The 25957-nt window shown below is 59.3% G+C and carries 27 protein-coding genes; all 27 read left to right on the forward strand.

The window, feature by feature from the left end; genetic code table 11:
- The coding region (locus tag C0039_RS12860) for a glucosaminidase domain-containing protein (RefSeq protein ID WP_207796441.1) at nt 1-224 on the forward strand (224 nt) is incomplete at its 5' end.
- 90 nt (nt 225-314) lie between these two features.
- On the forward strand, nt 315-2234 hold the full coding sequence (flgK, locus tag C0039_RS12865; protein WP_075999260.1) for a flagellar hook-associated protein FlgK: 1920 nt from the start codon (nt 315-317) through the stop codon (nt 2232-2234).
- Between the two features lie 9 nt (nt 2235-2243).
- Nucleotides 2244-3443, forward strand: coding sequence for a flagellar hook-associated protein FlgL (flgL, locus tag C0039_RS12870; protein WP_101518276.1), 1200 nt, complete (start codon nt 2244-2246; stop codon nt 3441-3443).
- Nucleotides 3444-3882: 439 nt separating this feature from the next.
- Entirely contained in the window at nt 3883-5028 is a 1146-nt protein-coding gene (locus C0039_RS12875) for a flagellin (RefSeq protein WP_075999258.1), read from the forward strand.
- Nucleotides 5029-5133: 105 nt separating this feature from the next.
- Nucleotides 5134-5523 carry a flagellar protein FlaG gene (locus C0039_RS12880; RefSeq protein ID WP_075999257.1) on the forward strand — a complete coding sequence of 130 codons (390 nt, stop codon included), beginning with the start codon at nt 5134-5136 and terminating at the stop codon, nt 5521-5523.
- Between the two features lie 119 nt (nt 5524-5642).
- Nucleotides 5643-7679: a flagellar filament capping protein FliD gene (gene fliD, locus C0039_RS12885; protein ID WP_075999256.1), complete on the forward strand. Its 2037-nt coding sequence runs from the start codon at nt 5643-5645 to the stop codon at nt 7677-7679.
- A gap of 21 nt (nt 7680-7700) precedes the next feature.
- Nucleotides 7701-8099 carry a flagellar export chaperone FliS gene (gene fliS, locus C0039_RS12890; RefSeq protein WP_075999255.1) on the forward strand — a complete coding sequence of 133 codons (399 nt, stop codon included), beginning with the start codon at nt 7701-7703 and terminating at the stop codon, nt 8097-8099.
- Nucleotides 8096-8458, forward strand: a complete 363-nt coding sequence (gene fliT, locus C0039_RS12895) for a flagellar protein FliT (RefSeq protein WP_075999254.1) — start codon at nt 8096-8098, stop codon at nt 8456-8458. Before fliS ends, fliT begins: the two co-directional genes overlap by 4 nt.
- A 149-nt stretch (nt 8459-8607) precedes the next feature.
- Nucleotides 8608-9177 carry a PilZ domain-containing protein gene (locus C0039_RS12900; protein WP_075999253.1) on the forward strand — a complete coding sequence of 190 codons (570 nt, stop codon included), beginning with the start codon at nt 8608-8610 and terminating at the stop codon, nt 9175-9177.
- A 235-nt stretch (nt 9178-9412) separates the two neighbouring features.
- Nucleotides 9413-10021, forward strand: a complete 609-nt coding sequence (locus C0039_RS12905; protein WP_101518277.1) for a response regulator transcription factor — start codon at nt 9413-9415, stop codon at nt 10019-10021.
- A 407-nt stretch (nt 10022-10428) separates the two neighbouring features.
- Complete coding sequence (locus C0039_RS12910) at nt 10429-11865, forward strand: sigma-54 interaction domain-containing protein (RefSeq protein ID WP_207796442.1); 1437 nt, start codon at nt 10429-10431, stop codon at nt 11863-11865.
- A gap of 119 nt (nt 11866-11984) precedes the next feature.
- Nucleotides 11985-13184 carry a sensor histidine kinase gene (locus C0039_RS12915; RefSeq protein ID WP_075999251.1) on the forward strand — a complete coding sequence of 400 codons (1200 nt, stop codon included), beginning with the start codon at nt 11985-11987 and terminating at the stop codon, nt 13182-13184.
- Complete coding sequence (locus tag C0039_RS12920; RefSeq protein ID WP_075999250.1) at nt 13181-14542, forward strand: sigma-54-dependent transcriptional regulator; 1362 nt, start codon at nt 13181-13183, stop codon at nt 14540-14542. The genes C0039_RS12915 and C0039_RS12920 overlap by 4 nt, the downstream gene beginning before the upstream one ends.
- Nucleotides 14543-14570: 28 nt before the next feature.
- A complete protein-coding gene (gene fliE / locus C0039_RS12925; RefSeq protein ID WP_075999249.1) occupies nt 14571-14891 on the forward strand; it encodes a flagellar hook-basal body complex protein FliE in 321 nt (106 codons plus the stop codon).
- Between the two features lie 41 nt (nt 14892-14932).
- Nucleotides 14933-16576, forward strand: coding sequence for a flagellar basal-body MS-ring/collar protein FliF (gene fliF / locus C0039_RS12930; RefSeq protein WP_101518278.1), 1644 nt, complete (start codon nt 14933-14935; stop codon nt 16574-16576).
- Nucleotides 16569-17582 (forward strand): flagellar motor switch protein FliG, encoded by a 1014-nt coding sequence (gene fliG, locus C0039_RS12935; RefSeq protein ID WP_075999247.1) that lies wholly within the window; start codon nt 16569-16571, stop codon nt 17580-17582. Before fliF ends, fliG begins: the two co-directional genes overlap by 8 nt.
- On the forward strand, nt 17575-18165 hold the full coding sequence (locus C0039_RS12940) for a FliH/SctL family protein (protein ID WP_165787124.1): 591 nt from the start codon (nt 17575-17577) through the stop codon (nt 18163-18165). Before fliG ends, C0039_RS12940 begins: the two co-directional genes overlap by 8 nt.
- Before the next feature lies 1 nt (nt 18166).
- Nucleotides 18167-19546 (forward strand): FliI/YscN family ATPase, encoded by a 1380-nt coding sequence (locus C0039_RS12945; RefSeq protein WP_075999245.1) that lies wholly within the window; start codon nt 18167-18169, stop codon nt 19544-19546.
- On the forward strand, nt 19543-19998 hold the full coding sequence (gene fliJ / locus C0039_RS12950; RefSeq protein ID WP_101518279.1) for a flagellar export protein FliJ: 456 nt from the start codon (nt 19543-19545) through the stop codon (nt 19996-19998). Before C0039_RS12945 ends, fliJ begins: the two co-directional genes overlap by 4 nt.
- A gap of 48 nt (nt 19999-20046) precedes the next feature.
- Entirely contained in the window at nt 20047-21432 is a 1386-nt protein-coding gene (locus tag C0039_RS12955; RefSeq protein ID WP_101518280.1) for a flagellar hook-length control protein FliK, read from the forward strand.
- Between the two features lie 377 nt (nt 21433-21809).
- Entirely contained in the window at nt 21810-22271 is a 462-nt protein-coding gene (locus C0039_RS12960) for a flagellar basal body-associated FliL family protein (RefSeq protein WP_075999242.1), read from the forward strand.
- A gap of 6 nt (nt 22272-22277) precedes the next feature.
- Nucleotides 22278-23264, forward strand: a complete 987-nt coding sequence (locus tag C0039_RS12965) for a flagellar motor switch protein FliM (RefSeq protein WP_075999241.1) — start codon at nt 22278-22280, stop codon at nt 23262-23264.
- Nucleotides 23265-23283: 19 nt separating this feature from the next.
- Nucleotides 23284-23715, forward strand: a complete 432-nt coding sequence (gene fliN, locus C0039_RS12970; protein WP_101518281.1) for a flagellar motor switch protein FliN — start codon at nt 23284-23286, stop codon at nt 23713-23715.
- Nucleotides 23716-23729: 14 nt separating this feature from the next.
- The gene (gene fliO, locus C0039_RS12975) at nt 23730-24161 is read left to right on the forward strand and encodes a flagellar biosynthetic protein FliO (RefSeq protein ID WP_207796443.1); all 432 of its coding nucleotides are present in this window, start codon (nt 23730-23732) and stop codon (nt 24159-24161) included.
- Nucleotides 24162-24208: 47 nt separating this feature from the next.
- Nucleotides 24209-24901, forward strand: coding sequence for a flagellar type III secretion system pore protein FliP (gene fliP, locus C0039_RS12980; protein ID WP_279304935.1), 693 nt, complete (start codon nt 24209-24211; stop codon nt 24899-24901).
- A 10-nt stretch (nt 24902-24911) separates the two neighbouring features.
- Nucleotides 24912-25181 (forward strand): flagellar biosynthesis protein FliQ, encoded by a 270-nt coding sequence (gene fliQ / locus C0039_RS12985; protein ID WP_075999237.1) that lies wholly within the window; start codon nt 24912-24914, stop codon nt 25179-25181.
- 7 nt (nt 25182-25188) lie between these two features.
- On the forward strand, nt 25189-25956 hold the full coding sequence (gene fliR, locus C0039_RS12990; RefSeq protein WP_101518284.1) for a flagellar biosynthetic protein FliR: 768 nt from the start codon (nt 25189-25191) through the stop codon (nt 25954-25956).
- Nucleotide 25957: the final 1 nt, after the last annotated feature.

Genomic DNA, 25957 nt, shown 5'->3' on the forward strand with positions numbered 1-25957 from the left:
AACAGGCCAGTTTTCGCAAGTACGAGTCAGTAGCCGGCAGTTTTGATGACTACGTGGATTTTCTCCAGCGCAATCCGCGCTACGAAAATGCCCTGGCCAATAGCGGCGATAGCGGGGCGTTTCTCGCCGAGCTGCAGAGTGCGGGCTACGCGACAGACCCCGCTTATGCAGAAAAGGTATTGGCCGTGCTTAGCGGGCTGCCGGACAAATTGTCCGTCGACTGATTAAAGAATTTTTTTGATCGGTCGCTAAAGGGTGGGTGAACTGATGACAATGCCGTTATGGCAATACAGGAAATAGACAGGTAACGACTTGTGGCAGACCTATTGAATCTTGGTACCACCGCGCTGCTCTCACTGCAGCGCGCGATCAATACCACCGGGAACAACATTGCCAACGTTAATACGCCTGGCTATAGCCGACAGCGGGTCAACATGGAAACGCTGCCATCGCAGTTCAATGGCGGCAACTATCTCGGCAACGGCGTCAGGGTCGACTCTATAGAGCGATCTTATGATCAGTTCCTGACTGCTGAGGTACGTTCACGAACCTCCTCGCAGCGGGAGTCCGCTACTTACTATGATCTTTCCAGTCGACTGGACAGTGTGCTTGCGGACCCGGCAGTAGGCCTATCAGGCGCGTTGAATGGCTTCTTCGGTGCGCTGCAGGATGTGGCCAACAACCCCGGCTCACTGCCCGAGCGCCAGGCTTTACTGGGCCAGAGTCAGGTGCTGGCGGATCGCTTCGGATATCTTGACGATCGTTTTCGTGACCTGGAACAGGAACTCAATGGCAGAATCGAAGCGACGGTCGCGGAGATCAATACGCTGTCACAGGGCATTGCCGACCTCAACAAGCAATTGGTGCAGGCCTCGGCCTCCACGCCCGGGCAGGCGCCCAACGACCTGCTGGACGCGCGTGATCAGTTACTGGCACAGCTTGCCGAAAAGATCAGCGTTACCACCATCGAACAGTCCGACGGCGCACTTAACGTAATGATCGGCAATGGTCAGGCGTTGGTAGTGGGCTTCACCGCTGAGCAGTTGCAGACATCCAGAGACCCCTTCGACGGCACTGCCGTGCAGGTTGGCGTGGTCGGCCCCGCCGGCACCAGCACCTCTCTGGGGCGCTTCCTCAGTGGAGGTGAACTGGGTGCCATGTTCGATTTTCGCGACCAGCAGTTGAATCCGGCGCGCGACCAGTTGGGACTCACCGCGGTTGGGCTCGCATCTTCATTCAACGCCCAGCACAGCGCCGGCCTGGATCTCAATGGTTTACCCGGTGCGGATTTTTTCAATACCCCCCAGCCCACCTATGCCGCGCAACAGAATAACGCGGGGCTGGCCACGCTGGACGTGAGCCTCAGCGATGTCAGCGCATTGACCGGTGATAATTACAGCATGCGCTACGAGGCGGGTAACTGGACGCTGACCAACCGTGACAGCGGTGCATCGCAAACCGGGCCCGGACCGTTCACAGTAGACGGCATCGAAATTGCCGTGACCGGCGGCGCGCCCGTTGATGGTGATGTGTTCCTGGTGCAGCCGACGCGCCAGGCCGCGGGCCTGTTTGCGCTGGCGCTGGCACGGCCGGAAGATATCGCGGCGGGCTCGCCGCTGCGCAGCGGTGAAGAGCTGGCCAACATCGGCAGCGCGGCGCTGGGCTCACTGAGCGCCGACGACCCGGGTACCCTGCCGCTGGCGGGTCGGGTGACGCTGGCCTTCGATCCCGACGCACTGGGCCCCGGCGTACCCGGCTTCAATGTCGCTGGCATAGCCGGCGGTCCATTGGCATACGACCCGACCACAGACGCCGCAGGTGCCGACTTTACGCTCGGTGGTTTCAGCTTCAGCGTGAGTGGTACGCCGCAGGCTGGCGACCAGTTGTTTATTGAGAACAACGCCAACGGCAGCGGTGATAACAGCAATGCCCTGGCGCTCGCTGACCTGCAGACGGCACGCTCGCTATTGGGTGGCACAGCGAGCTTCCAGGATACCTACAGCAGGATGGTAACGGATGTGGCAGTGCGCACCAGCCAGGCGGAAACCGGCATGGCCTCGGAGTCGGTGTTGCTGGAACAGGCGATAGCGGACCGGGATTCCGTGGCCGGCGTCAATCTTGATGAGGAGGCTGCCAACCTGATCCGTTACCAGCAGGCTTACCAGGCGGCTGCCCAGGTGATTTCCGTGGCTGACCAGTTGTTCCAGACCTTGCTCAACGCAACGCGACGATAGGTAGAGATTATGCGCGTCTCCAGTTTACAAATGTTCCAGCAGGGTATTTCCTCCATTCTCGCCCAACAGGCGAAGTTGAGTAATACAGAAAACCAGTTGGCGACCGGCAAGCGCCTGCTGACACCGGCTGATGATCCGGTCGCTGCCGCGCAGGTTCTGGATATCTCCGAAGACCTCGAACTGCTGGACCAGTACCAGCGCAACGCCAACCTGGCCCAGGGACAACTGGCCCTGGAAGAAAGCGTATTGACCGAGGCCGAAACCACACTGCAGCGGGTGCGCGAGTTAGTCGTGCAGGCGAACAACGCGACCCAGAGCCCGGATACGCGGCGCAGCATTGCCGCGGAGATCTCTGCTCGCCTGGACGAACTCGAATCTATTGCCAACACGCGCGATGCAAGTGGCGAGTATATTTTCGGCGGATACCAGGCGCAGAACCAGCCGTTTACGCGCTCCGGGGCCGACGTGCTGTACCAGGGCGACGACGGCCAGCGTTTCATGCAGATTGGCAACAGCGCCCGGGTTGCGGTGCGCGACTCCGGCTATGATGTGTTTGTGGCAGTGCCCACAGGCAATGGCCGTTTCGGGGTGGAAGCCGGCGCGGGCAACACTGGCAACGCGGTTGCCGGCAGCACCACGGCGGGTCCGGGTTTTGTCGCCGGTAGTTACAGTATCAGTTTCGCCAGCCCCCCCGGCGGGCCGACAACGTATGAGGTGCGTGACGCCTCCGCGGCACTGGTTTCCTCGGGAAATTATGAAGACGGCGATACGCTCACCTTCGCCGGTGCCAGCATCGATTTCAGCGGAGTACCCGGAGATGGCGACACGTTTACGGTTGCTTCTTCCGTGCGCCGGGATATGTTCGGCACCCTGCAGGACATTGTCAGCGTGCTGGAGAACTCGGGTACGCAGCCCAATGAGGTCGCGGCGGTGAACAATGCGATGGCGCGCGGACTGGACAATATAGACCAGGCGCTGGGCAACGTGTCGCGGGTGAGAACCGACGTGGGCGTGCGGCTCAACTATGTCGATACGCAGGTGCAGCTTAACGACAACTTCAATCTCAGCCTGCAGGAAACGCTTTCAGGTATTGAGGATCTTGATTACGCAGAAGCGATCAGCCGGTTCAACCTGGAGCTTACGGCACTGCAGGCGGCGCAGCAGGCCTATGTAAAGATGCAGGGGTTGTCGTTGTTTAACTACCTGTAAATCTACAGAGTTGTCTGTAGATATCTTTTTCAATTAATCATTCTTTTTGGTTATAACTTAAAGATGACGGGCGCAATCATTCAGCGCCGGATCAATTTCGCGAAGGCTAAAATTCAACACAGTGTGGGCGTCGGGCGAATCCCCCGTCTGGAAATGACGCTTTAATTGCAGTGCTTTGCGCATCCATGTGCTCGCCAGCTTCTTCACGAAAACCAATGCTCAATGCGCGCGCAGTCAGTGAACTCGCCACAACTTTTCGCAAACATTTCACATTTTTTAATTTGTTTATGGATATCCCTAAAGTTTTTCCTCGCCACGCCGATTTATAGGGTGTCGGCAGTGCGAATCACGGTCGATACGTAATTCCACAAGGAATATGACAGACCAGTGTGGCCCTGCGGCCGCCGCGAAAAGGTCAAACGAAAAGAGGGATTAACCCATGGCTTCAGTAATCAACACAAATATTGCGTCATTGAACGCACAGCGTAACCTCGGCAGTTCACAGAACTCGCTGAACACCTCACTGCAGCGTCTGTCTTCCGGCCTGCGTATCAACAGCGCCAAGGACGACGCGGCCGGTCTTGCGATCTCCGAGCGCATGACCAGCCAGATTCGCGGCCTCAACCAGGCGGCGCGTAATGCCAACGACGGCATCTCCCTGGCGCAGACTGCTGAAGGTGCGCTGGCGGAAGTCACCAACAACCTGCAGCGTATTCGTGAGCTGGCGGTGCAGTCCTCCAACGCCACCAACTCGCAGAGTGACCGGGATGCACTGCAAACGGAAGTATCGCAGCTGCTGAATGAGATCGACCGTGTGGCCAACCAGACTTCGTTCAATGGTGTGAAATTGTTGGATGGTAGTTTTTCTGGAGCTGTATTCCAGATTGGCGCGAATTCGGGAGAGACTATCACTGTTGCCTCTACCACAGATGCAAACACCGCAGCATTGGGTTCAGTTACTTCTGCTTCAACGTCAGATGTCGCGACAGGCCTCACCGGTTTTGCTACCGCGATTTCTGCTGGGGACCTGATAGTAAACGGCGTTGACGTTGGCGCAGTTGCTAGCGCGGGCAGTGCTGTTGAGCGCGCAGGTCAATTGGTGAATGCGATAAACAATGTGTCCGCCGCCAGCGGTGTGGGTGCAACGTATAACAGCGCCACGGCTGAAATCGTCTTAAGTAGCGGCTCAGACATTGCCTTCACCGGCGCCGCGCTGGATGCGACAGTGACCGGCTTTACGGCCGCTGAAAACGCAACAACCACTACTGCAGCGGGCATTGATACCCTGAATGTGAGCTCTTTTGCCGCGGCGCAGCTGGCGATGGATCTGGTAGACAGCTCCCTCACTACCGTCAACTCAGCCCGCGCCGACCTGGGTGCCATCCAGAACCGCTTTGAGTCAGTGGTGACCAGCGTACAGACCACTTCCGAGAACCTGTCAGCTGCCCGTTCGCGAATTCGCGACACCGACTTCGCTGCGGAAACCGCTAACCTGACCCGCGCGCAGATCCTGCAGCAGGCTGGTACAGCGATGCTCTCGCAGGCTAACTCTGCTCCGCAGAACGTCCTGGCCCTGCTGCAGTAAGGGGCTACGGCTTGAATCACTGCGGCCGGGTTCTGCCTTGCCGCAGTGATTGCTACCTGACACCAACGAACAAGGGCCAACGCAAGGGCCCGGGGGGAATGAGCAATGATCAATAGCCTGATTCCAGTAGCCGCCGTGGTCACGACTACAGCAGCCCCTAATCGCGCCGGCGGCACAGCCGTCGCAGAGCGAGTGCGGCAAGAAATGCCGGTGGGCGGAAAAACCCCTCCGGTTGATGCACACGTCAGTGACACCTGGCAGCAGGCCCGACAGGCGGCCGACGTGCTGGCCAGGTATCTCACCGACCTTTCCAACGAATTACAGTTCCGTGTGGATGATGCCACCGGCAACAGCGTGGTCACCGTTTACAACTCGGAAACCGACTCTGTGGTGCGCCAGGTCCCTTCGGAGGAAGTACTGGCAGTCGCCCGGTATCTGCAGGACCAGATTGACCAGCAGCGTCCGCAACCTCTCCTGAACAGCAACGACGAGTAAGAACGTGATGTGTGCTTATCTGGCATTTAGTTTGCATAGTTTGCCAATGCGGCCCATGCGGTCCGCGCTGCAATGGGTGCAGTGCGGCGCGCGCGTGGCGAGCAGGAGCATATAGGCTGATGATTAGAGCAGCGGGTGTAGGGTCTGGCCTTGATATCGAGGGCCTGGTAACCCAGTTGGTGGCGGCAGAGCGGGCCCCGGTGGAAAACAGGCTTGCGCGACAGGAAGTGAGTCTCACCCAGGAGTTGTCTGCTTTCGGCCAGTTCAAAGGCGCGCTGTCGGCTTTCCAGGGCTCGGTGAAAGACCTCAGTGAACTCGCCTCTTTTGGCAGTCGCACTGCCTTCAGCAGTAACCCGGACGCAATCGATGTCAGCGCCGACGCCAGCGCCATCGCCTCAAACTATGACCTGGAAGTAAGCCAGCTTGCGCGAGCGCACTCTCTGGCCAGTGGGGCCTATGGTTCACCCGCCGAGGAGGTGGGTACAGGCACGCTGACCCTGCGTTTTGGCAGCACTGACTATCAGCCGCCGGAGCCGGGGCCGGAAAGTTACAACAGCTTTACCCCCAATCCCGAGCGCGGCGCGGTCAGCATTACTATCGACAACACCAATAACACGCTGGAGGGTGTACGCGATGCACTTAATGAAGCCGGGGTCAGTGCCTCCATCGTCAACGACGGCAGCGGCTACCGCCTGCTGATCAACGCTGAGTCCACCGGCGTGGAAAACAGTATTGAAATCAGCGTCAGTGACCTGGGCGATGGCAACGACCTGGACGGCGCCGGTCTCTCGGCCTTCGCCTTCAGTGCCGGCGCCACCAATCTTGAGCAAACGGTAGCGGCACAGGATGCGCTGTTCACGGTTAACGGTCTGGCCATCAGCAGCGCCACTAACACGGCCAGCGAAGTGATCGAGGGCCTTGAGTTCACCTTCAATGGCCTCACCGATGAGAACAGCCCGGTACAGATCGGTATTGAGCGAGATACAGAAAGCGTCAAGGAGTTGATTGACGGTTTTATCACCGGCTTTAACAGCTTTGTCAGCACCGTTAACAGCCTTACCGGCTATAACGCGGCCACCGGGGTGGGCGGCCCCCTGCAGGGTGACTTTTCGGCCCGCTCGGCTGTCGGCCAGATACGGCAGGTTTTGACCAATGCGGTAGCTGGTTTTGACGGCCCGTTTACGTCGCTGAGTGAAATTGGCATCACTACTCAAAGCGACGGCAGTCTCGCGCTGGATGGCGAGCGCATGGACGAAGTGCTGGCCAGCAATTTCGACGACCTTGTCGGTCTGTTTGCCGCAGTGGGATTCCCGTCTGATGCAGGCGTGGAATATGTGGCGTCCTCCGACGCCACGGCAGTGGGGTCCTACGCCGTTGATATTGCTCGCCTGGCCAGCCGTGGGCAGTTTACCGGCACGGCTATCGGCTTTCCGCTCACTATTGATGCCAACAACGACAGTTTCTCCGTGCTCATCGACGGCATCACCAGCGGTGACCTGGCCCTTACCCAGGGTAGCTACGACAGCGGCGAAGCATTGGCTGCAGAAATACAGTCGCGCATCAACGGCGATAGCGCGTTGGCTGCCGAAAGCCTGAGCGTGAGTGTCAGCGTTGTCGGTAACCAGCTGCAGATTACCTCCGACCGCTACGGATCCGCATCGCGGGTGGACATCACCGCGCTGGACACCAACAGTGCCGCGACGCTGGGCCTGTCTATTGGCGCGGGCATTCCCGGCGTTGACATCGGCGGCACCATTGGCGGTGTTGCCGCCCTGGGCTCCGGCCAGATACTGCGCGGTGGTGTGGGCAGTCCCGTTGAGGGCCTGCAGTTGCAGGTAGAAAGTGGTGACCTGGGTCCGCGGGGAACAGTGGCGTTCTCCCAGGGCATCGGTTACCAGTTATTTGCACTCATCGATACCATGCTCGACGCCGATGGAGCGCTGGACTCCCGCACCGATGGATTGCAGGGGCGCGTAGAAGATATCGAAGACCAGCGGGAAGTGCTGGACCGGCGCATGGAAGCACTGGAAGCAAGATATCGTTCGCAGTTCACCGCTCTGGATACCCTGTTATCCCAGTTCCAGGTCACCAGCGACTTTTTAACCCAGCAACTGGCTGCATTGCCCAAAGCCGGGTCGCTTAATAATTCCAACTAATCGAGTGAAAAAGGAATACCCATGAATCAGGCAGCATTGAAGCAGTACCAGGCAGTAGGTGTTCAGGGCGGTGTCACTGATGCCAGCCCCCACCAGTTGATCGGCATGCTGCTCACCGGTGCACTGGACCGCATTGCGTCAGCCCGCGGCGCGGCGACACGCGGGGATGTGCAGCGTAAAGGCGAACTGCTGTCCCGCTCTATCGCCATTATTGATAATCTGCGCGCCAGTCTCGATCGCGAGAAGGGTGGTGAGATCGCCGCCAACCTGTCCGACCTTTACGACTACATGGAGCAGCGCCTCGTCGAGGCTAATCTATCGGCCGACGTTGAAATTCTCGACGAAGTCAGTGCGCTGCTGCTACAGATACGTGCGGGCTGGGAGTCTATTCCCGCGGAATACCGGAGCTTGCAGTCATGAATGCAGCGCTCACTGAATTGCAAATGCACGACCAGGTAGCCAGCTGCCGGCGCCTGGCAACCGTGTTGGAAATGACGCGCAGGATGGTGGCTTGCGCCGATGCCGGCGACTGGGAAAGTGTTGCAGAGATCGAGCGCGAGCGGCGCGACGATCTCAAGTTGTGCTTTTCGCAAAGCATTCCCCTAGCTGAAAGCGACGTCGTGGCCGAGGCCCTGGCGGTGTTGTTACATCTCAATGAAGAGTTGATGGCCAGGCTGAAAGTTGCTCGCGAAACGGTTATGCGGCAGGGCCGTGAGTTTTCTCGCAAGCGCAGCGCGCTGTCCAGTTACCAGGGCGTGGAGCTTGCCTCGCGCTCCTGACCGCTGTCGATGAGCGCTGGTCGGCCAGGCCGCTTGTGTTCACTGTTAAGATTAAAACTCGGTTAACTCGCTTGTCGGAATGCAGATAGGATTGAAATCGGGCGTGCCATTCATGCAAACTGTGGTCAGGAAGAAGTGAGTGAAGGCCAATGGACAAGAGCAGTAGCAAGCCTGAGGATGGCCTGGTTTTTTCGGATAATATTTCGGTAAAGTGGCAGGCAGCGGTCAAGTCACCCGACGCCGAATTACTTTCGCTGGTTAACGAGTCCAACCAGGCTTTTTTGCGCGCCGTTGCGGCGGTAAGTGCGCCACCGGGCGAGCTTGCCGAGGAAAACGCGGCGATTGTGCAGGAAATCGGTCGCCTGGACCTGAAGATAAACCTATTATTGGAGTTGGTTGGTCAACTGGTTTATGCCCAGCTGGAAATACCCGCCAGAACCCGCGCAACCATTTCCTCAGATGGAATAGAATGGCATTCGAATGAGCTTCCCGAGCCGGGCCAGACGGTGTTTATGCAGGTTTATATTCAGCATGGAACGCCCAAGCCGCTTTGTTTTTATGGTGAGGTGGTTAGCGAGCAGGCCGAACACGCGACCGGCAAAGCCCGGGTACGCTACCTTGGGTTGAGTGAGCAAACCCGGGGTTGGTTGGAAAAATTGATATTTCGGCACCATCGTCGACAGGTGGCATTCAAGAAGTCAGTCACGGCGGACACTTAGTGGGAGCGGAAAAGAAAACCAGTATTTGTATTGCAGTCTTTTGACGCCATATAGATCAGGGTTTTACGTTAAATTTTTTATTTCTATTGCTATTTCTTACTGAAAATAGTCATTATAGCGTCGCTGAAGTTTTTGTTAGTGATAGTTATTAGTAGGGTTTTGGTGAGGCTGCGAACAAAAACGCACCGCACCACACAAAATCGTGAGTAAAGAGGTGTATTCCGGATCTGTAGCAATGGCACCTGAACCTACCGTATACGCAGTGGACGACGATATCGTTGCCCGCATCCTACTTGAGGAGACGTTCAGAGCAGCGAACCTCAGCGTAGAGACTTATGCGTCCGCAGAAGAGTTCCTGGCGCAATATGATGAGAACCAGGGCGGCTGCCTGCTGCTCGATATCATTATGCCTGGTATGGATGGGTTGGAACTGCAGCGCGTGTTGTCCGCCCGCGGTGATACGACTCCGGTCGTCTTCCTGTCTGGTGCCGACGACGTGACCACAGCGGTAAACGCGTTGAAAGCCGGTGCCATGGACTTTATCGAAAAGCCTATCGACCCTTCCCGGGTTATCGACTCGGTACGCGCAGCGATCAGCTATGATTTCAAGGCGCGCTACGAAAGAATGAAGGTCTCGCAGATCAAGCAGCGCTACGACTCTCTCACAGTCCGCGAACAGGAAGTGATGAGATGGGTCGTCTCCGGCAAAAATAATAAAGTGATAGCGAATATACTGAATATCAGTTCGCGTACGGTCGAGGTTCACCGGCGCAATGTCATCAAGAAGATGGAGGCGGAGTCCCTCGCTGAACTTGTGCAGATGGCGATGCAGATAGAAGAGTAGGTTTGGTTACGCAATTCTACTTAAATAAATCTGCGTATTTCCCCGAATTTTCCTTGCCCCTTTTTTTCTATACCGTGGTAGTCAGTGATACAGACACATGCAGCTGTGGTTTCAGCGGCGCTAAAATGTGCACTTCGCTTTAGGTAGGGGTATCGCGAGTCTGCTTGCTTGTGACTCGCAAAAAGGAAAACAAAAATAGTGCAAGGGACTGAGCAAGTCGGTATTCCGTTAACCGACAAGCGAATACAAGGACTGTTTCACCGCGCGCGACACAATTCGAGCGCGCCGCTAATCCTCTGTAAATCACAGGCTCAATTCCTTCGACTTTCTGCAACCAGCACGGTGCTACCTAATGTGCTGGTGAATAATCTTGCCAAACCACAGGTATCGCCAGGGGAGTGGATTTGATGCAGGGAAAACCGTATGCGCTGATCGTTGACCCGGATGCCGAGGCTGCCAACCGGGTCGCCATGCTGGTCAAGTTTCTCGGCTACGATGTGGAAGTTGCTTCCAGTGTTGCCGGGCTTGATGCGCTGTTGGGTGGAGCTGTATCCCCGTTCATAGCGCTGGTTGCGGCGGATGATGAGTTTGAGCTGTTGGCAACCTGTATCAGGATGGCGGCAAAGCAGGGCAGCAAGCACCCTACCTGCCTGTTTGCCGAAGGTGAATTTACCGGTGCTGTGCCCCCGCGCCTGCATACGCTGTTTGGCGGCGTGATCAGCATGGAAGAGGGCTATGGCCGTTTGCGTGATGCGCTGGAAAAAGCGTGGAGAACGTGCGTCAAACCAGCCGTTGCCACTGAACACAATATCCGCAACCTGGGGCGTCACCTGGTGGGTGTCAGTGATGGCATCGAAACTGTGCGCTCGCTTATTGCACAGGTCGCCTGCGCTGAGGCCTCTGTGTTGATTACCGGTGAATCGGGAACTGGCAAAGAGGTGGTTGCACACAGTATTCATCGTCTTTCCCAGCGCTACGACGGCCCCTTTGTGCCGGTGAACTGTGGCGCAATCCCTGCTGAGTTGCTCGAGTCGGAACTGTTCGGCCACGAGAAAGGCGCATTCACCGGGGCGATCTCGACGCGCCGGGGTCGTTTTGAAGTAGCCGAAGGTGGCACTCTGTTCCTGGATGAGATCGGCGACATGCCGATGGATATGCAGGTCAAGTTGCTGCGTGTGTTGCAGGAGCGTTCGTTTGAGCGTGTCGGCAGTCACAAGACGATACAGGCAAACGTGCGCATTGTGGCGGCCACTCACCAGAACCTTGAGCAACTGGTAGCCGAGGGCAAGTTTCGTATGGACCTGCTCTACCGGTTGAACGTGTTCCCGGTGGAAATTCCTCCCCTGCGTCATCGGGTTGGCGATATCCCCATGCTGATAGACATGTACGCGCACAAGCTCGAACGAGAACAGGGTCGCGCGCTAAAGCTCAGCGACTGCGCAATGGCGAGCTTGTCCCGTTACTTCTGGCCCGGCAACGTCCGTGAACTGTTCAACCTGCTGGAGAGGCTGTCTATCCTGCACCCGGGTAAAACGGTCAAGTGGAATGATCTTCCGGACAAGTTCCGCCCCAACCAGGAATTGTTTCCGGAGCAGATGGAAAGTGAAGTGCGTGCCCAGGTGCGAGATCTGTTGTCGCCGGAGCAGTTGGTGCTGCCCAGCGAGGGAATCGACTTGCGCCCGCATCTTGCGGCTATTGAGCGTAACCTGATGACCCAGGCGCTGTCCCAGTCCGAGTGGGTGGTGGCCAGGGCGGCGAAATTGCTTAACTTGCAGCGCACCACGCTTGTCGAAAAGATGCGCAAATTCAAGATACAGCGTCCGGAAGGCGTGACGGAAATTTGACTGATTTAATCCGTGCTTTTCTAACTAGCTGATATATATAGAAAAAATAAACGGGCACGCTAATTGCATAGTTCTGACGTAGGGGTCGCCATTGTGGCTTCGGAACGTAGGGGTGTGTTATGGGGCAGGCAGATACGCTCTCGGTAGAAGAGTTGGAGAAAGCTTTCGCGGTGTTTAACCGCGTTTCGTCCGAGCTTGATTCCACCTACCGCGAGTTGGAGTCCAGGGTTTCCAGTCTAACCGATGAGCTGGCTCGCACGCGTTCGGCCCGTGTCAAGGATCTCGCCGAGAAGGAACGTCTTGCCAATCGCCTTTCAGCCCTGGTGGCAGCGCTCCCTGGCGGGGTGTTGATTCTCGACCGCAACCTCTGTGTCGCTGACGCCAACCCTGAGGCATTTGAACTGCTGGGCGCACCCCTGATAGGTGAGTCCTGGGAAGGGGTTATATCGCGGGTCACCGACGGCAATGCCGCGCTCTCCAGTGAAATACTTTCCAGCGACGGTCGCTTCTTCTCCATTGTGAGTCGCAAGCTGGATGATCGTGGCGACAAGGTGGTGCTGATTACTGATGTCACCGAACTACATAACCTGCAGGAACAGCTCGGCCGCAAGAAGCGGTTGACGGCCCTGGGAGAAATGGCCACGCGCCTCGCCCACCAGATCCGCACGCCGCTGAGTTCCACCGCGCTGTATCTGTCGCAGTTGGGGCGTGCCGACATCGCTGCCGATGAGCGCCGGGCCATTGCCGATAAAGTCGTCGACCGATTGAGCCATATGGAAGCGCTGGTCGAGAGCATGCTCAGCTTCGTGCGTGGGAGCACCCCCACGAGTGAGCGCATTCTGCTCAACAGCGTGCTCACGGAATTCGAGTCGACCGTCCTTCCCCAGCTTGCCGTTCAGGGCTCCAGCGTTCGTGTTCAGCCTGTCGATGACTCGCTGGTCCTGTGCGGCGCGCGCGACGAACTCGTCGGCTCCCTGTGCAACCTGGCAATGAATGCCCAGGAAGCCGCGGGCGGCGCGGTGAATATCACCGTGTGGGTGGGTGCGCTGGACCATAACCGCATGCAGCTCAAGTTCCGCGACGATGGTCCGGGTATTGACCCGGACATCATGGACCGGGTGTTCGACCCGTTCTTTACCACTCGCAGCAAAGGTACCGGCCTGGGCCTGGCCGTTGTCGCCAGGACTATCGCCAATCACGACGGTGAGATTACGGTCAGCAACCACCCCCAGGGTGGCGCGGAGTTTTCCATCACGCTGCCCATTGCCGGGGCGGAAGAGCAAATCAAGGGAATTGAGCAGGAGGCGTTGCGCGCATGAGTGAAAAAACCACGGTACTGATTGTCGAGGATGATGAAATTCTGCGCGAGGCAATGTGTGACACGGTGAAGTATGGCGGTTACACGGCAGTGTCTGCAGTGAATGGTGCGGAAGCCTTAACGGTGCTCGATGAGCGTCGCGTGGACCTGGTTATCAGCGACGTGGAAATGGATGTTATGGACGGCCATACCCTGTTGCGTAAGGTGAGAGAGCGTCGTCCCGAGCTGCCGTTTGTGCTGGTTACGGCGCATGGCAGCGTGGAGAGGGCGGTAAGCGCCATGCGCGAGGGCGCCACAGATTACCTGATCAAACCCTTCGAGGCGGAAGTGCTGCTGGAGGTGGTCAGTCGTTTTGAGCGGGTGGAGCAGGACACTGCTGTGGGCATGGTTGCCGAAGACCCGGCAATGACGGGTATCTGCGAGCTGGTCTCCCGGGTCGCGCGCTCCAACGCCACGGTGCTGATCAGCGGCGAATCAGGTACCGGCAAGGAGGTCATGGCCCGCTACGTGCACAACCGCTCGGACTGTGCAGAAGGGCCTTTTATCGCCATCAACTGCGCGGCAATTCCTGAGCCTATGCTGGAATCGATGTTGTTCGGTTATGAAAAAGGCGCCTATACCGGTGCCTATCAGTCCAGGGCGGGAAAGTTTGAACAGGCTAACGGCGGTACCCTGCTGTTGGATGAGATTTCCGAGATGGAGTTGGGTCTGCAGGCAAAGTTACTGCGTGTGCTTCAGGAGAGAGAGGTGGAACGGCTGGGCGGGAATACACTGATTCCGCTTGATGTACGGGTGATTGCCACCACTAACCGCAATCTGAAACAGGAAGTCGCGGCCGGCAAGTTCCGCGAAGACCTTTACTACCGTCTCAACGTCTTTCCGGTGAGCCTGCCGCCCCTGCGCAATCGTCCCGGTGACATTCTTCCGCTGGCCAGGGTCATGCTCGCCAGGTATGCCCAGGACAGGCCGCTGTCATTGGATGCTGCTGCTGAACAGCGGCTGTTGCAGCACGGTTGGCAGGGCAATGTGCGTGAGCTGGACAACTGTATCCAGAGAGCCGCCATACTCTGCGTCGGCAATGAAGTGCGGCTGGCGGATATTTATTTTGAAGACGATTTCAGCGCAGAGGCCGGGCAACCGGCTGCCGACGCGGCTGACTCAGCCGACTGCGGTGAGGCCGCGCCGCTACTCAATGGCGGGCTCAAGGACAAGGAGAAGCAAATGATCGTCACCGCGCTGGAAACCGTGGACGGCAGCCGCAAGGACGCCGCCCGGTTGCTTGGCATCAGTCCGCGGACCCTGCGTTACAAGCTGGCACGACTCAAGGAGCAGGGTGTGGCGATACCCGCGGTCAGTTAAGGCGCGGCATCGAGATCAAGGAGAGAACATGAGTAACGTAGAGATCAATCAGGTACTGGCCCAGATGCGCGCGATGTCGGCTGTGGCTGCCAGTGAAACTTCCGGGCCGGCAGACGACGCAGCAGGGCCGGACTTCGGCGAGGTGATGAAGCAGTCAATACAGCAGGTGAATGAAGCCCAGGCTGAGGGCAGGCGACTGGCCACGGCGTTTGAGTCAGGTGACCCTTCGGTAGAACTGCCCGAGGTAATGGTCGCGTTGCAAAAAGCCAGTATTTCCTTCCAGGCGATGAGCCAGGTGCGCAACAAGTTGTTAAGTGCGTACCAGGAAGTAATGAACATGCAGGTCTGAAGCAGATCTGTCTCTTGGTATAGGTTGGTAATCGGGAAAACATGGCTTTTGAATCGCAACAGTTGATCGACCGCTTCAACCGCGTCAGCACGTTGCCTGCCGTGCGCCAGACACAGCTGCTGCTGGGGTTGGCCGCCAGTATTGCCCTGGGCATCGGGCTGGTGCAGTGGGCGATGGCGCCGGATTACACGCCCTTGTTCGGCGATCTTCCCGCCGAGTCATCGGCAGAGATTATTCGCCAACTGGATGAGCAGGGTGTGCCCTATCAGGTTGAGGGCAGGGGAGGGCTGGTGACGGTTCCCCACGACCGTGTGCGTGAGCTGCGGATCAAGTTGGCCAGCGAGGGCCTGCCCAAACAGAGCGCGCTGGGCTATGACTCGCTGAATCACGAGCAGAGCCTGGGTCTGAGCAGTTTCATGGAGAAAGCACGCTTCGACCGGGCGCTGGAGCAGGAGCTGTCACGTTCTATCGCCTCGCTGGAAAACGTCAACGGTGCCCGGGTTCACCTGGCTTTGCCCAAACAGTCCGCTTTTGTGCGCAGGAAAGACAAGCCTGCGGCGTCCGTGCTGGTTAACCTGGCCGCCGGTCGCCAGCTCACCGACCGGCAGCTTGCAGGGATTGTGCACCTGGTCGCATTCAGCGTGCCGGGTCTGGAAGCGGAGCAGGTATCAGTGGTCGGCAATGATGGCCGCCTGCTGTCGTCCCAGGCCAAGGACAGTGGTTTTGGCCTGACCACGGAGAACTTCCGCTATACCGAGCTGCTGGAAGAGCGCTACGCAGACCGCATTATCGAAATCCTGACCCCGATTCTCGGAGTGGGTGCGGTACAAACGCAGGTTGCGGCGGAGCTGGACTTTACGGTTGTCGAAACCACCAGTGAAAAATACGAGCCTGAAACCAGCGTGCGCAGCGAGCAGCTGAGCGAGGAAATAACCTCCGACCCCGGCGCGCTAGGGGTGCCTGGTACCTTGTCCAACCAGCCCCCCGTGGAGGTTCCCCCCGCTGAGAACGCCGAAGGTGAGCAGGTCGCCGCAGCGCCCTCGCGTTCCAACAAGCAGGAAATTCGTAACTACGAAGTGGACCGCACCATCAGTCATATTCGCGAAACGCCTGGTGGCGTCAAGCGGCTTACTGTGGCGGTAGTGGTCGACTACACTCGCACGGTGAATGAACAGGGTGATGTAGAGCGCACGCCGCTGTCGCCGGAGCGGCTGGCTGAGATTACCACCCTGGTCAAAGAAGCCATTGGCTTCGACGAAGACCGGGGGGACCGGGTCAACGTGGTCAATGCATCGTTTGTGCCGCCACCTGAATTCGAGCCCCTGCCCGCAGCATCGATACTGGAAGCCGAGTGGCTTTGGCGCAGCGGCAAATTACTGCTGGCTGCGGTGGCTGTGTTCGCCACGCTGTTTGTGGTCGTGCGACCGCTGATGCAGGCGTCTACGCCCGGCGCAGCCCCCGCTGTCGCGCTGCCCGCTGGTGCGGCTGCAGGCGATGGCGGCCCACTGCCGGCCTCTGCCGAGGCGATGATGATGGGGGATGATCGGGTCACGCTCGGCCTCCAGGGCTTGCCCGCGGGTGAGCCGGCATACAAACAACAATTGGATATGGCGCGCAATATGGTGCAGGGCGAGCCGGAGCGCGCCGCCCATGTATTGAAGGGCTGGGTAGCTGCTGATGACTGAGGCAGCCGCGCCGGCGCAGCTAACGGGGCCGCAGCGCGCGGCAATCTTCCTGCTCGGGGTGGGTGAAGAGGGCGCGGCCGCGATCATGCGGCATATGGTTCCCAAGGAAGTGCAGCAGGTAGGCGAGGCCATGGCCAGTCTTTCAGATGTGTCCAACCAGCAGATCGCCTCGGTGTTACAGGAATTTTCCGACAAGGTCAGTGCGACCAGCCCCATCAGCATTGGCGCCAGTGACTTCACGCGCCGGGTGATGGTTGAGGCGCTGGGTGAAAATCGCGCGCGCAGCGTGCTTGGCAAGGTGATGCAGGGCGGCGCATCCAGGGGGATCGATGCGCTCAAGTGGATGGACCCCCGCTCTGTCGCCCGCATGATAAAGAATGAGCACCCGCAGATTGTCGCGCTGGTCCTTGCTTACCTGCAGGAAGACCAGGCTGCCAAGGTACTTGAGCTGTTGCCGGTAGAGGGGCGCTCGGATCTGGTGATGCGCATCGCCCGACTGGATATGGTGGACCCGGCGGCGCTGGAGGAACTGGATCGTGTGCTGGAAATACAGCTCGCCACCAACGACGACTCGCCTCCGGCCTCGGTGAACGGGCTGAGCCTGGCGGCGGGCATTCTGAATAATCTTGAGACCGACCTGGAAAGCGAGGTGTTGGAGAAGGTCAAGTCCACGGACTTCGATCTGGGTGAAAAGATCGAGAACCTGATGTTTGTCTTTGACAACCTGATGCAGTTGGACGATCGCGGCATGCAGCGCCTGATCCGGGAAATCTCCGGCGACAGCCTGCTGGTAGCGCTCAAAGGCGTTGATGAAGAGATGAAGGCCCGGTTCTTCAAGAATATGTCTTCACGCGCTGCAGAAATGCTGCAGGATGACATGGAAGCCAAGGGCCCGGTGAAGCTGTCGGATGTCGAAGCCGAGCAGAAGCAGATACTCACCATCGCCAAAAAGCTGGCTGACGATGGCGAAATATTCATTGGCAAAGGGGGCGGCGATTTTGTCTGATCGAGGCACAGTGGAGCGCTGGCAGGCCCCGTTTTTCGAGCAGCCTGCATCCAGCGAGGCGCGCATGTCTCCAGATGAAATTGAGGCTCTGGCCAGGGCAAAGGGCTTTGAGCAGGGCAGGGAGGAGGGGCTGGCATCCGGGAAGGCTGAGGTAGAGGCGATGGCCGGGGACATGGCGGTGATGCTGGAGCAACTGGTCAACCCCTTCCGCGCCATGGATGGCGTCATAGCGCATGAACTCACCAGGATGGCGATCCTGCTGAGCGAGCAGATAATTCGCCGGGAGCTGAGCATCAGCTCGGAACTTATTACCGACGTGGTCGCCGAGGCCGTCGCCACCCTCTACAAGCTGGAGGGGGAAGTGGTGGTGTTTCTCAATCCGCGAGACGCAACACTGGTTCGCGAATTGGTGCCGGAGCCCCTGGAGGGCAAGACCTGGGTAATTGTCGAGGACGACGCTATGTCCCCCGGCGGCTGCCAGGTGAAAACGCCCACCTCGTTTGTGGATGCCTCGGTGGAGAAGCAGATGGAGCTGGTGTTTGCGAATCTGCTGGACGTCAGCGAAAGCCTGTTGGATACCTGACGTGAGCCTCTCCGAGCAACTACAGGTGGAGCGCGAGCAGCGTGTCACCGGGCGTCTTGAGCATATCTCGGCAGCGCTGCAGCCCACGCTGTTTCGGGAGGAGGGCTCGCTGATCAGGATGATCGGTATCAAGCTTGAAGCGGTGGGTTGCCAGGCGCCTATTGGCAGTCGCTGCAAAATTATCACCGACGAAGGCGCCTCCATGGAGGCCGAGGTAGTCGGGTTTTCCGATGGCAGCCTGTTCCTGATGCCCGAGGGTAACCTGCGCGGTGTGCGGCTCGGCGCGCGGGTGGTTCCACTCGACAGCGGTGGGGTGGTTGAAGTGGGTGACGGCCTGTTGGGCCGGGTCATTGACGGGGCCGGAAAACCAATCGACGGCGGGCCCGCCATCAGCTGCCTGCATCACATACCCCTGCGCGGCACGCCCATCAACCCGCTGGACCGCACGCCCATCAATGAGCCCCTGGATGTGGGGGTGCGAGCCATCAATGCCCTGCTGAGTATGGGTAAAGGGCAGCGTATGGGTTTGTTTGCCGGTAGCGGCGTGGGCAAGAGTACGCTGCTGGGCATGATGACACGACATACCGAGGCCGATGTGATTGTGGTCAGCCTGGTCGGAGAGCGTGGCCGGGAAGTGCGTGAATTTGTGGACGAAATTCTCGGGGAGGAAGCGCTGGCGAAAGCTATTGTGGTCGCCACGCCAGCGGACGACTCACCGCTGATGCGTGTGCACGGGGCCTGGCGCGCTACCGCCATTGCCGAGTATTTCAGTACCCGCGGCAAGAGCGTGCTGCTGCTGATGGACTCGCTGACCCGGGTCGCCCAGGCGCAGCGTGAAATTGGCCTGGCCGTGGGAGAGCCGCCGGTCTCCAAGGGCTATCCGCCGTCGGTGTTTTCACTGCTCCCGGCCATTGTCGAACGGGCGGGCAACAGTGCCAGTGGCTCGGTCACGGCGGTTTATACAGTGCTGGTGGAGGGCGGTGACTTTGACGATCCGGTGTCCGACGCATCCAGGGCGATTCTTGACGGTCACATTGTCCTCTCCCGCGAGGTGGCCGACTCCGGCCTGTTCCCCGCGATTGACATCGAGCCCTCGGTCAGCCGCCTGATGACCGCAATCGCAGACGGACCGCAGCAGGAGATGGCGCGTGAGGTAAAGCGCCTGTACGCGCTGTATCAGCAAAACCAGGATCTCATCAATATTGGCGCTTACCAGCAGGGCGCTGACGCCAGCGTGGACCGGGCGATCATCGCCGCGCCACATATTCGCTCCTTTATCGCCCAGGACGCGGCCGAAAAAATTGATATGTCCGGCAGCCTGCAGGCCCTGCGCGGGCTGTTTGAGATCTGTTCAGCACCGGTGGCGGATAACGAATCATGAGTGCAGACAAGCTGAAGAAACTGGCAGTGTTCGCCAAAATGTCGGAGCAGATATCGGCGCGTGAACTCTCTGCATCGCACAAGAGCCACCAGGACAAGCTGGAGCAACTAGAGCAGCTGCAGCGTTTTCGCGACGAGTATGAGGCCGCGTTGCGCGAAAAAGGCCAGAGCGGAATATCGGCTGCACAGATGCAGGATTACCGCATGTTTATCGGTAACCTCAACCAGGCTATCGAGGAGCAGCGGCAGCATGTGGACAGTTCGGTTGCCGACCTGGCCGACAGTGAAGCGAGTTACCGTTCGCGCTCCCAGCGCAAGCAGGCGCTGGACCACCTGGTGGATCAGCGGCTCAAGGGAGAGTCGCGAGCGAGGGAGAAGGCGGAACAGAAAGAGTCTGACGACAGGTCCATGGCCAGGTACCGCAGTGACCAGCGGGATGACGCTGGCACGTAAATTGCTATTTATTCATGAATAGAGAGTCTTTCATGAAGGATACGTGCCGTGCTTCCAGTAGCCGGAAAACAGTTACTCCCCCTGGTCGGTGGAGGCAGCCAGACGCCGGGCGCCGCTGAGCCTGGTACACAGGACGCCGGGAAGGCGTTCGGTGACGTCTACAAAGACGAGGCGCCGCGCGCGGCCCCTGCGCCCGAGTCTTCGTCCGGACCGGACGGCGAGCGGGGCGGCGGCAAGAATTTGCAGTCCGATGGCGAGAATCTGCCGCCCGCAGGCCAGGCCACAGCCGAGGCAGAAGCAGACACACCTGCGCAAACGGACACTGCCGCGGGTGCGGCCTCCGGGCGCGATCAGACCGCACAGGGTGATACCGCCTCTGCGGAAGAGTTGCTGGTATCCACTACCGCCAGTCCTGTGCCCACCCCCACACCCTATCAGCCCGCAGTGCAGGACAAGCGACCCGCAGAATCGGCGCCTGATACGGCCTCGGAGCTACAGCCTGTTCACCCTGCGCTGGGCGCAAACCTGGCAGAGCAGCTTGCTGAGGCGCACGCTGTCGACGACACCGAGGGACGTCTGCCGGGTGCTGTCGCCTCTCCGGTTGTGGCGCCACCGGCCGCAGCGGTACCGCGACGGATGTTGCAGGCTGGCAAGGCCAGCGACACCACACCGGGGTTGCGCCTTACCGAGCCCGGGTTGCCTTCGCCGCCTCAAGTACTGCCGCAGGCGGTGTCGCAGCCGGCGGTCGAGGGTCGGCCACTGGCCACGCAGGATCTGCGCTCCCTTCCCGCTGTCGGTATGCCTAATCTGGCCGACGTTGTTGCCCCCGCTAAGGACGGCAACGGGAGATCGTTTGCCGATCGCATGTTCCCGGACGCTCTGGTACCGCGCATCGCGGATGCCCCGCAGCCCACTGCCAGCGCGACAGCGTCGCTGTTGGGGCAGCCCCTGTCCGGAGTGATGGCGGAGGGCGCCGGTGAATTACAGCTGGCCCAGCGCGCGGAGGGCTCGGCGTTGCTGCGCCCCGGTGATCGGGCCTGGAACAGTGAGTTTGCCGGTCGTCTCACGGTGATGGTGAAGAATGGTGTGCAGGAGGCCAGCCTGCAGCTCCACCCGGCCGACCTGGGGCGCCTGGAGATTCAGATAGCCACCGACGGTGACCAGACCCGCGTGCACTTCCTGGTACAGAATGCGATGGCGCGTGAAGCCATAGAACAGGCCATGCCGAGGTTGCGTGAAATGCTGGAGCAAAGCGGATTACAACTGGCCCAGAGCGATGTGGCCGACCAGTCACAGTCGCAGGGTCGTGAGCGGACCTTTGCCGGCGACGATGGGCGTGACGTCTCCAGGCTGGAGGACTCATTGTCCACAGAGGATGTGGTCGGCCCATTGCGGTCAGCGCAACCGCGCGGCATGATCGATCACTATGTTTGAGTCAGGGGCGCTGCACGTCTGATCCGGGCATGCCACGCTCACTGACAGTGCCCCGGCGCTGTAGCGCCCTGCCGAAAGCGACCGCGAGCCCGAACTGCGCACTGTGCGGGCCTCTCTATTACCCCCCCCCATCATCAGTGGATGGCCGCCAGTCACCCGTCCCTGCTGGCCCCGGGCTACGTCAATTCTCTGACCTTCTTTCGTGGTGATTCCCTAACCTGTTGATTTTGTGGGAAAAATAATATGGCACGCCTTTTGCTACCCCATGGTAAGGCAGGTGCTCGCGGGGCGCTGTTGATGTGCTCCGCTACAACCCCCGTCGGTACTGCCCAACACCCCGCAGGGGGCTACCGGAATGAAGCTAAGGAATCCAGGCCATGAAAAAAGTGATCATAATCTCGGTTGTACTGCTGCTGTTGGTAGGCGGCGGCGCAGCGGCGTACGTGTTTCTGCTCAAGGAAGAACCCGCGGCGGCCAGTGTCGAAGGCGGTGAAGGCAGCGCACCCCCTGTGGTCGAGGAAAAAGACCCGATCTACTTCGCGCTAAGGCCTGAGTTCGTCGTCAACTACGAGCACAAGGGCAGCACCCGCTACCTGCAGCTGAGCATGCAGATCATGGCGCATGAGCAGAGCATCATCGACAAGGTGGAGGCCAACATGCCGGCGGTGCGCAACACGCTGATCATGCTCTTGTCGGCGAAGGACTTTGACGTGCTGGCCACGCCTGAAGGCAAGGAGGCTTTGCGTGCAGAGGTGCTGGGTGCCGTCAATGAGACGGTGAAGTTCCCTGGGCCCGATGGCGTCAAGGAAGTCTATTTCACCGCATTTGTCATGCAGTAGCCGTAAATGGAAAGCAGCGACGTACTCACAGAGCAAGAGCTCGATGCCCTCATGGACACCATCTCGGATGAGGGTGTCGACGGTGCATCGGGTGCGGCCCTGCGGGATTGCGAGCTGTTCGATTTTGCCAGCCGCCAGCATATGTTGCTGGCGCAGATGCCGGCGCTGGAGACCCTGACTGAGCGACACGCGGCGGCGCTGGAGCAGATGCTGATGGACGCCTACAAGATGCCGGTCAAGGTCGTGCCCGCCAAAGTGGCCATGCTGCCCGCCAGTCAGGCCATGCAGGGGGTGACCGAGCCCGCAGGGATAAACCTGTTCAGCCTCGGGCCGCTGAACGGTGTGTCCTGTGTGGTGCTGCCCGGTGACTTCCTCTCTTTCCTGGTGGAGAGTTATTTCGGCGGCGTTCCCGGTGCATCCGGTGGTCGTACTGCAGGCAAGGAGCTTACGCCGACAGAGCGGCGCATCAACGACGTATTCTGCGGCCGCTTTCTGGACTGCCTGCAGACTGTATGGAAAGACAAGGTGGCGCTGACGCCGTTGGTGCACAGCGTTGAGCAGAGCCCCGAGCACATGCGTATCGGCTCGGAGGACGATCTGATTCTGCGCTTCTCCTTCGCGGTAACCGCCCTGGAATGCGAGTTTTCCATCGACTGGTGTATGCCGTATGCCACCCTGGAACCCCTGCGGGCGCGCCTTGGTGTGCTGCCTCCGGAGGTGCGCCCGCAAGCCAGCGCAGACTGGGAGCGTCACTTCCGCACTGCGCTGGGGTCCGTGAGCCTGGAAATTACCGGCGCGTTTTTTACCCGCACGGTCAGCATTGCCGACGTGCTGACCTACAGAGAAGGGGCAATCGTCCCGATCCAGATGCCGGACGAAGTAACCGTATTGATCGAAGGCGTGCCGTTCTCAATGGGCGAGCACGGCGTTATCAATGGCAAGAAGTCGATAAAGATAAAAGACCTTATTCAACAGGGTGGCAATGCTGCCTAGTGCCTTTTGGGGGTGATATATGGCTGAAGAAGAGAACGCACCGCTGAGCCAGATGCTGGAGCAGGCCGTTGAGGGTGATGCAGCGCAGGCCGTCGATGCGCCCGCCGCCGCTGTGGCCGGCAATCCGGTGGCCGGCAATCCGGTGGCCGGCAGTCCGGTGGCCGGTGCCGCGGCAACAGAAGGAGGTGCGGAGATCAACCTCGACGCGCTGCTTGATGTGCCGGTGACGCTGTCGGTAGAGATAGGGCGCAACCGGCTGCCCATCAAGGAACTGCTGCGGCTCAACCAGGGAGCGGTAGTCGAGTTGGACCGTGAGGTAAACCAGCCCCTGGACCTGTTGGTTAACGGAACCCTGATGGCCCGTGGCGAGGTGGTGGTTGTGGACGGTCAGTTTGGTTTGCGGCTGGTGGATATTGTCAGTCCCTCTGAACGCCTCAATGGATTGAAGTGAAGCCGGTCATCAACGTGAAGTCCCTCGCAGCCGCCTGCTCATGCGTGATTGCCTTGCCGTGGTGCGCGCAGTCTGCGCTGGCTGCGGGTGTGGGCCAGAAATCCCATGACATTCTCAGTACGCAATACCTGTTGCAGGTGATGGGCTCATTGTTATTGGTGCTGGCGGCAGTGTTTGTGCTGGCACTGGTTTTAAAGCGTTTTAACGCCGTACCCGGCAGTGGCGAAAAACAGATACAGGTGCTGGCATCCACCCGGCTGGGCGGACGCGAGAAGCTGATGCTGGTGCGGGTGGTGGATCAGTTGCTGGTGTTGGGTGTTGCGCCGGGTAACCTGCGCACGCTGCATACGTTTTCCGGCGACATTGATGATCACGGCGGTAAGTCAGCAGATGAAGGCTTCGCGGCGTTGCTCAAGGCGGCCAACAGCGGCGGGAGTAAGTCATGAGGTACGCTTCCGCCCTGCTCGGCCTGGCGCTGGTGCTGCTGCCGGGCATGGTGTCGGCGCAAACCGCTATACCGCTGTTGAGCGTGGAGCCCACCAGCGACGGCGGCGCCAGCTACTCGGTCAGTTTGCAGGTGTTGCTGCTGATGACGGCGCTCACGCTGTTGCCGGCTGCATTGCTGGCCATGACGTCCTTCACCCGGGTGATTGTTGTGCTGGCCATATTGCGCCAGGCACTGGGCACGGCCCAGACGCCCTCTAACCAGATATTGTTGGGCCTGGCACTGTTCCTCAGCCTGTTCATCATGGCGCCGGTACTGGAAAAAGCCTACAGCGAGTCGCTGCTTCCGTATATGGAGGGCGAGATCGGCTTCGAAGCGGCGCTGGAAAAGGCCAAGTTGCCTTTTCGCGATTTCATGCTCAACCAGACGCGCGAAGCAGATCTGATGATGTTTGCCGACCTGGGTGGCTACGACGCCTTCCAGGACGAGGACGACGTACCCATGAAGGTGTTGCTGCCGTCCTTTGTGACCAGTGAATTGAAAACGGCGTTCCAGATAGGGTTCCTGATATTTATTCCCTTCCTGGTGATCGACCTGGTGGTGGCCAGTGTGTTGATGTCCATGGGCATGATGATGCTTTCGCCCATGCTGATTTCGCTGCCCTTCAAGCTGATGCTGTTCGTGCTTATTGATGGCTGGTCGCTGATCGTAGGCACCCTGGCCAGCAGCTTCGTGACGTAGGGGCGCGCCGGTGAATCCTGAAGCTGTTCTGGATATTGGTAGGGAAGCGCTCTACATCACCATGTTGCTGGCAGGCCCGTTATTACTCTCGGCGCTCGCTGTGGGTCTGCTGATCGGCGTTTTCCAGGCCGCCACGCAAATCCAGGAAATGACTCTCAGTTTCATTCCCAAGCTTATCGCCCTGGTTTTTGCCTTGCTGCTTGCGGGTCCGTGGATGCTGCACGTGGTTGTGGATTACACCCGCAACCTGTTTGCCGCCATTCCGGGGCTGATCGGATGACGCGCCCATGTTTACAGACGTAGAGCTGCTGTCGTGGATCGAGCGCTTCTTCTGGCCGTTTCTGCGCCTCTCCGCCTTGTTTCTCGCCGCGCCGATCTTCAGTGCCGGTGGCCTTCCCGTACGCGTGCGCATAGTGCTGGCAGCGCTGTTGGCAGTTCTGGTTGCGCCCGCACTGCCGGCGCCGCCAACCATCGACCCGTTGTCGTCCGCCGGCGCGGTGGTCGCCGCACAGCAGGTATTCGTGGGGCTTGCCATGGGCTTTCTCATGCAGATGGTGTTTGCGGCAGCGGTGGTCGCAGGGCAATCGCTGGCCATGACCATGGGCCTGGGTTTTGCCATGTCGGTCGACCCGCAGAACGGTGTGCAGGTGCCGGTGCTCAGTCAGTTCTACGTGATTATGTCCACACTGATCTTCCTTGCCGTGGACGGCCACCTGGTGCTGATACAGGCACTGGTGCAGAGCTTCACCCTGTTCCCCGTGGGCGATCCCCTGCTGATGGGGCAGACCGCAATGAACGTGGTGTACTGGGGCAGCCAGTTGTTTGCCAGCGCGCTGCTGCTGGCGCTGCCGGCGCTTACCGCGATCCTGCTGATCAACCTCGCCTTCGGCGTGATCACCCGCGCCTCGCCCCAGCTGAATATCTTTGCTGTCGGTTTCCCGGTGACAATTCTTGCCGGTTTCATTTTCATCTTTCTGTCGCTGCCCGTGGCTTTCTCGCTGTTCATAGAACTGTTCGACGAAAGCCTGGCGCAGACGTTGCAGCTGTTCAGGTAGG

The sequence above is a fragment of the Pseudohalioglobus lutimaris genome (assembly GCF_002866825.1).
Taxonomy (GTDB): domain Bacteria; phylum Pseudomonadota; class Gammaproteobacteria; order Pseudomonadales; family Halieaceae; genus Halioglobus; species Halioglobus lutimaris.

What these genes read in the sequence shown, in the direction of transcription:
- fliJ (WP_101518279.1), top strand. Translation starts at nt 19,543, where the DNA reads ATGAGTGCAGACAAGCTGAAGAAACTGGCAGTGTTCGCCAAAATGTCG.
- C0039_RS12960 (WP_075999242.1), top strand. Translation starts at nt 21,810, where the DNA reads ATGAAAAAAGTGATCATAATCTCGGTTGTACTGCTGCTGTTGGTAGGC.
- fliF (WP_101518278.1), top strand. Translation starts at nt 14,933, where the DNA reads ATGGCTTTTGAATCGCAACAGTTGATCGACCGCTTCAACCGCGTCAGC.
- fliD (WP_075999256.1), top strand. Translation starts at nt 5,643, where the DNA reads ATGATTAGAGCAGCGGGTGTAGGGTCTGGCCTTGATATCGAGGGCCTG.
- fliG (WP_075999247.1), top strand. Translation starts at nt 16,569, where the DNA reads ATGACTGAGGCAGCCGCGCCGGCGCAGCTAACGGGGCCGCAGCGCGCG.
- C0039_RS12920 (WP_075999250.1), top strand. Translation starts at nt 13,181, where the DNA reads ATGAGTGAAAAAACCACGGTACTGATTGTCGAGGATGATGAAATTCTG.
- C0039_RS12915 (WP_075999251.1), top strand. Translation starts at nt 11,985, where the DNA reads ATGGGGCAGGCAGATACGCTCTCGGTAGAAGAGTTGGAGAAAGCTTTC.
- fliP (WP_279304935.1), top strand. Translation starts at nt 24,209, where the DNA reads ATGGTGTCGGCGCAAACCGCTATACCGCTGTTGAGCGTGGAGCCCACC.
- fliE (WP_075999249.1), top strand. Translation starts at nt 14,571, where the DNA reads ATGAGTAACGTAGAGATCAATCAGGTACTGGCCCAGATGCGCGCGATG.
- fliT (WP_075999254.1), top strand. Translation starts at nt 8,096, where the DNA reads ATGAATGCAGCGCTCACTGAATTGCAAATGCACGACCAGGTAGCCAGC.
- fliS (WP_075999255.1), top strand. Translation starts at nt 7,701, where the DNA reads ATGAATCAGGCAGCATTGAAGCAGTACCAGGCAGTAGGTGTTCAGGGC.
- fliR (WP_101518284.1), top strand. Translation starts at nt 25,189, where the DNA reads ATGTTTACAGACGTAGAGCTGCTGTCGTGGATCGAGCGCTTCTTCTGG.
- flgL (WP_101518276.1), top strand. Translation starts at nt 2,244, where the DNA reads ATGCGCGTCTCCAGTTTACAAATGTTCCAGCAGGGTATTTCCTCCATT.
- C0039_RS12875 (WP_075999258.1), top strand. Translation starts at nt 3,883, where the DNA reads ATGGCTTCAGTAATCAACACAAATATTGCGTCATTGAACGCACAGCGT.
- C0039_RS12905 (WP_101518277.1), top strand. Translation starts at nt 9,413, where the DNA reads ATGGCACCTGAACCTACCGTATACGCAGTGGACGACGATATCGTTGCC.
- C0039_RS12880 (WP_075999257.1), top strand. Translation starts at nt 5,134, where the DNA reads ATGATCAATAGCCTGATTCCAGTAGCCGCCGTGGTCACGACTACAGCA.
- fliN (WP_101518281.1), top strand. Translation starts at nt 23,284, where the DNA reads ATGGCTGAAGAAGAGAACGCACCGCTGAGCCAGATGCTGGAGCAGGCC.
- C0039_RS12965 (WP_075999241.1), top strand. Translation starts at nt 22,278, where the DNA reads ATGGAAAGCAGCGACGTACTCACAGAGCAAGAGCTCGATGCCCTCATG.
- C0039_RS12900 (WP_075999253.1), top strand. Translation starts at nt 8,608, where the DNA reads ATGGACAAGAGCAGTAGCAAGCCTGAGGATGGCCTGGTTTTTTCGGAT.
- C0039_RS12910 (WP_207796442.1), top strand. Translation starts at nt 10,429, where the DNA reads ATGCAGGGAAAACCGTATGCGCTGATCGTTGACCCGGATGCCGAGGCT.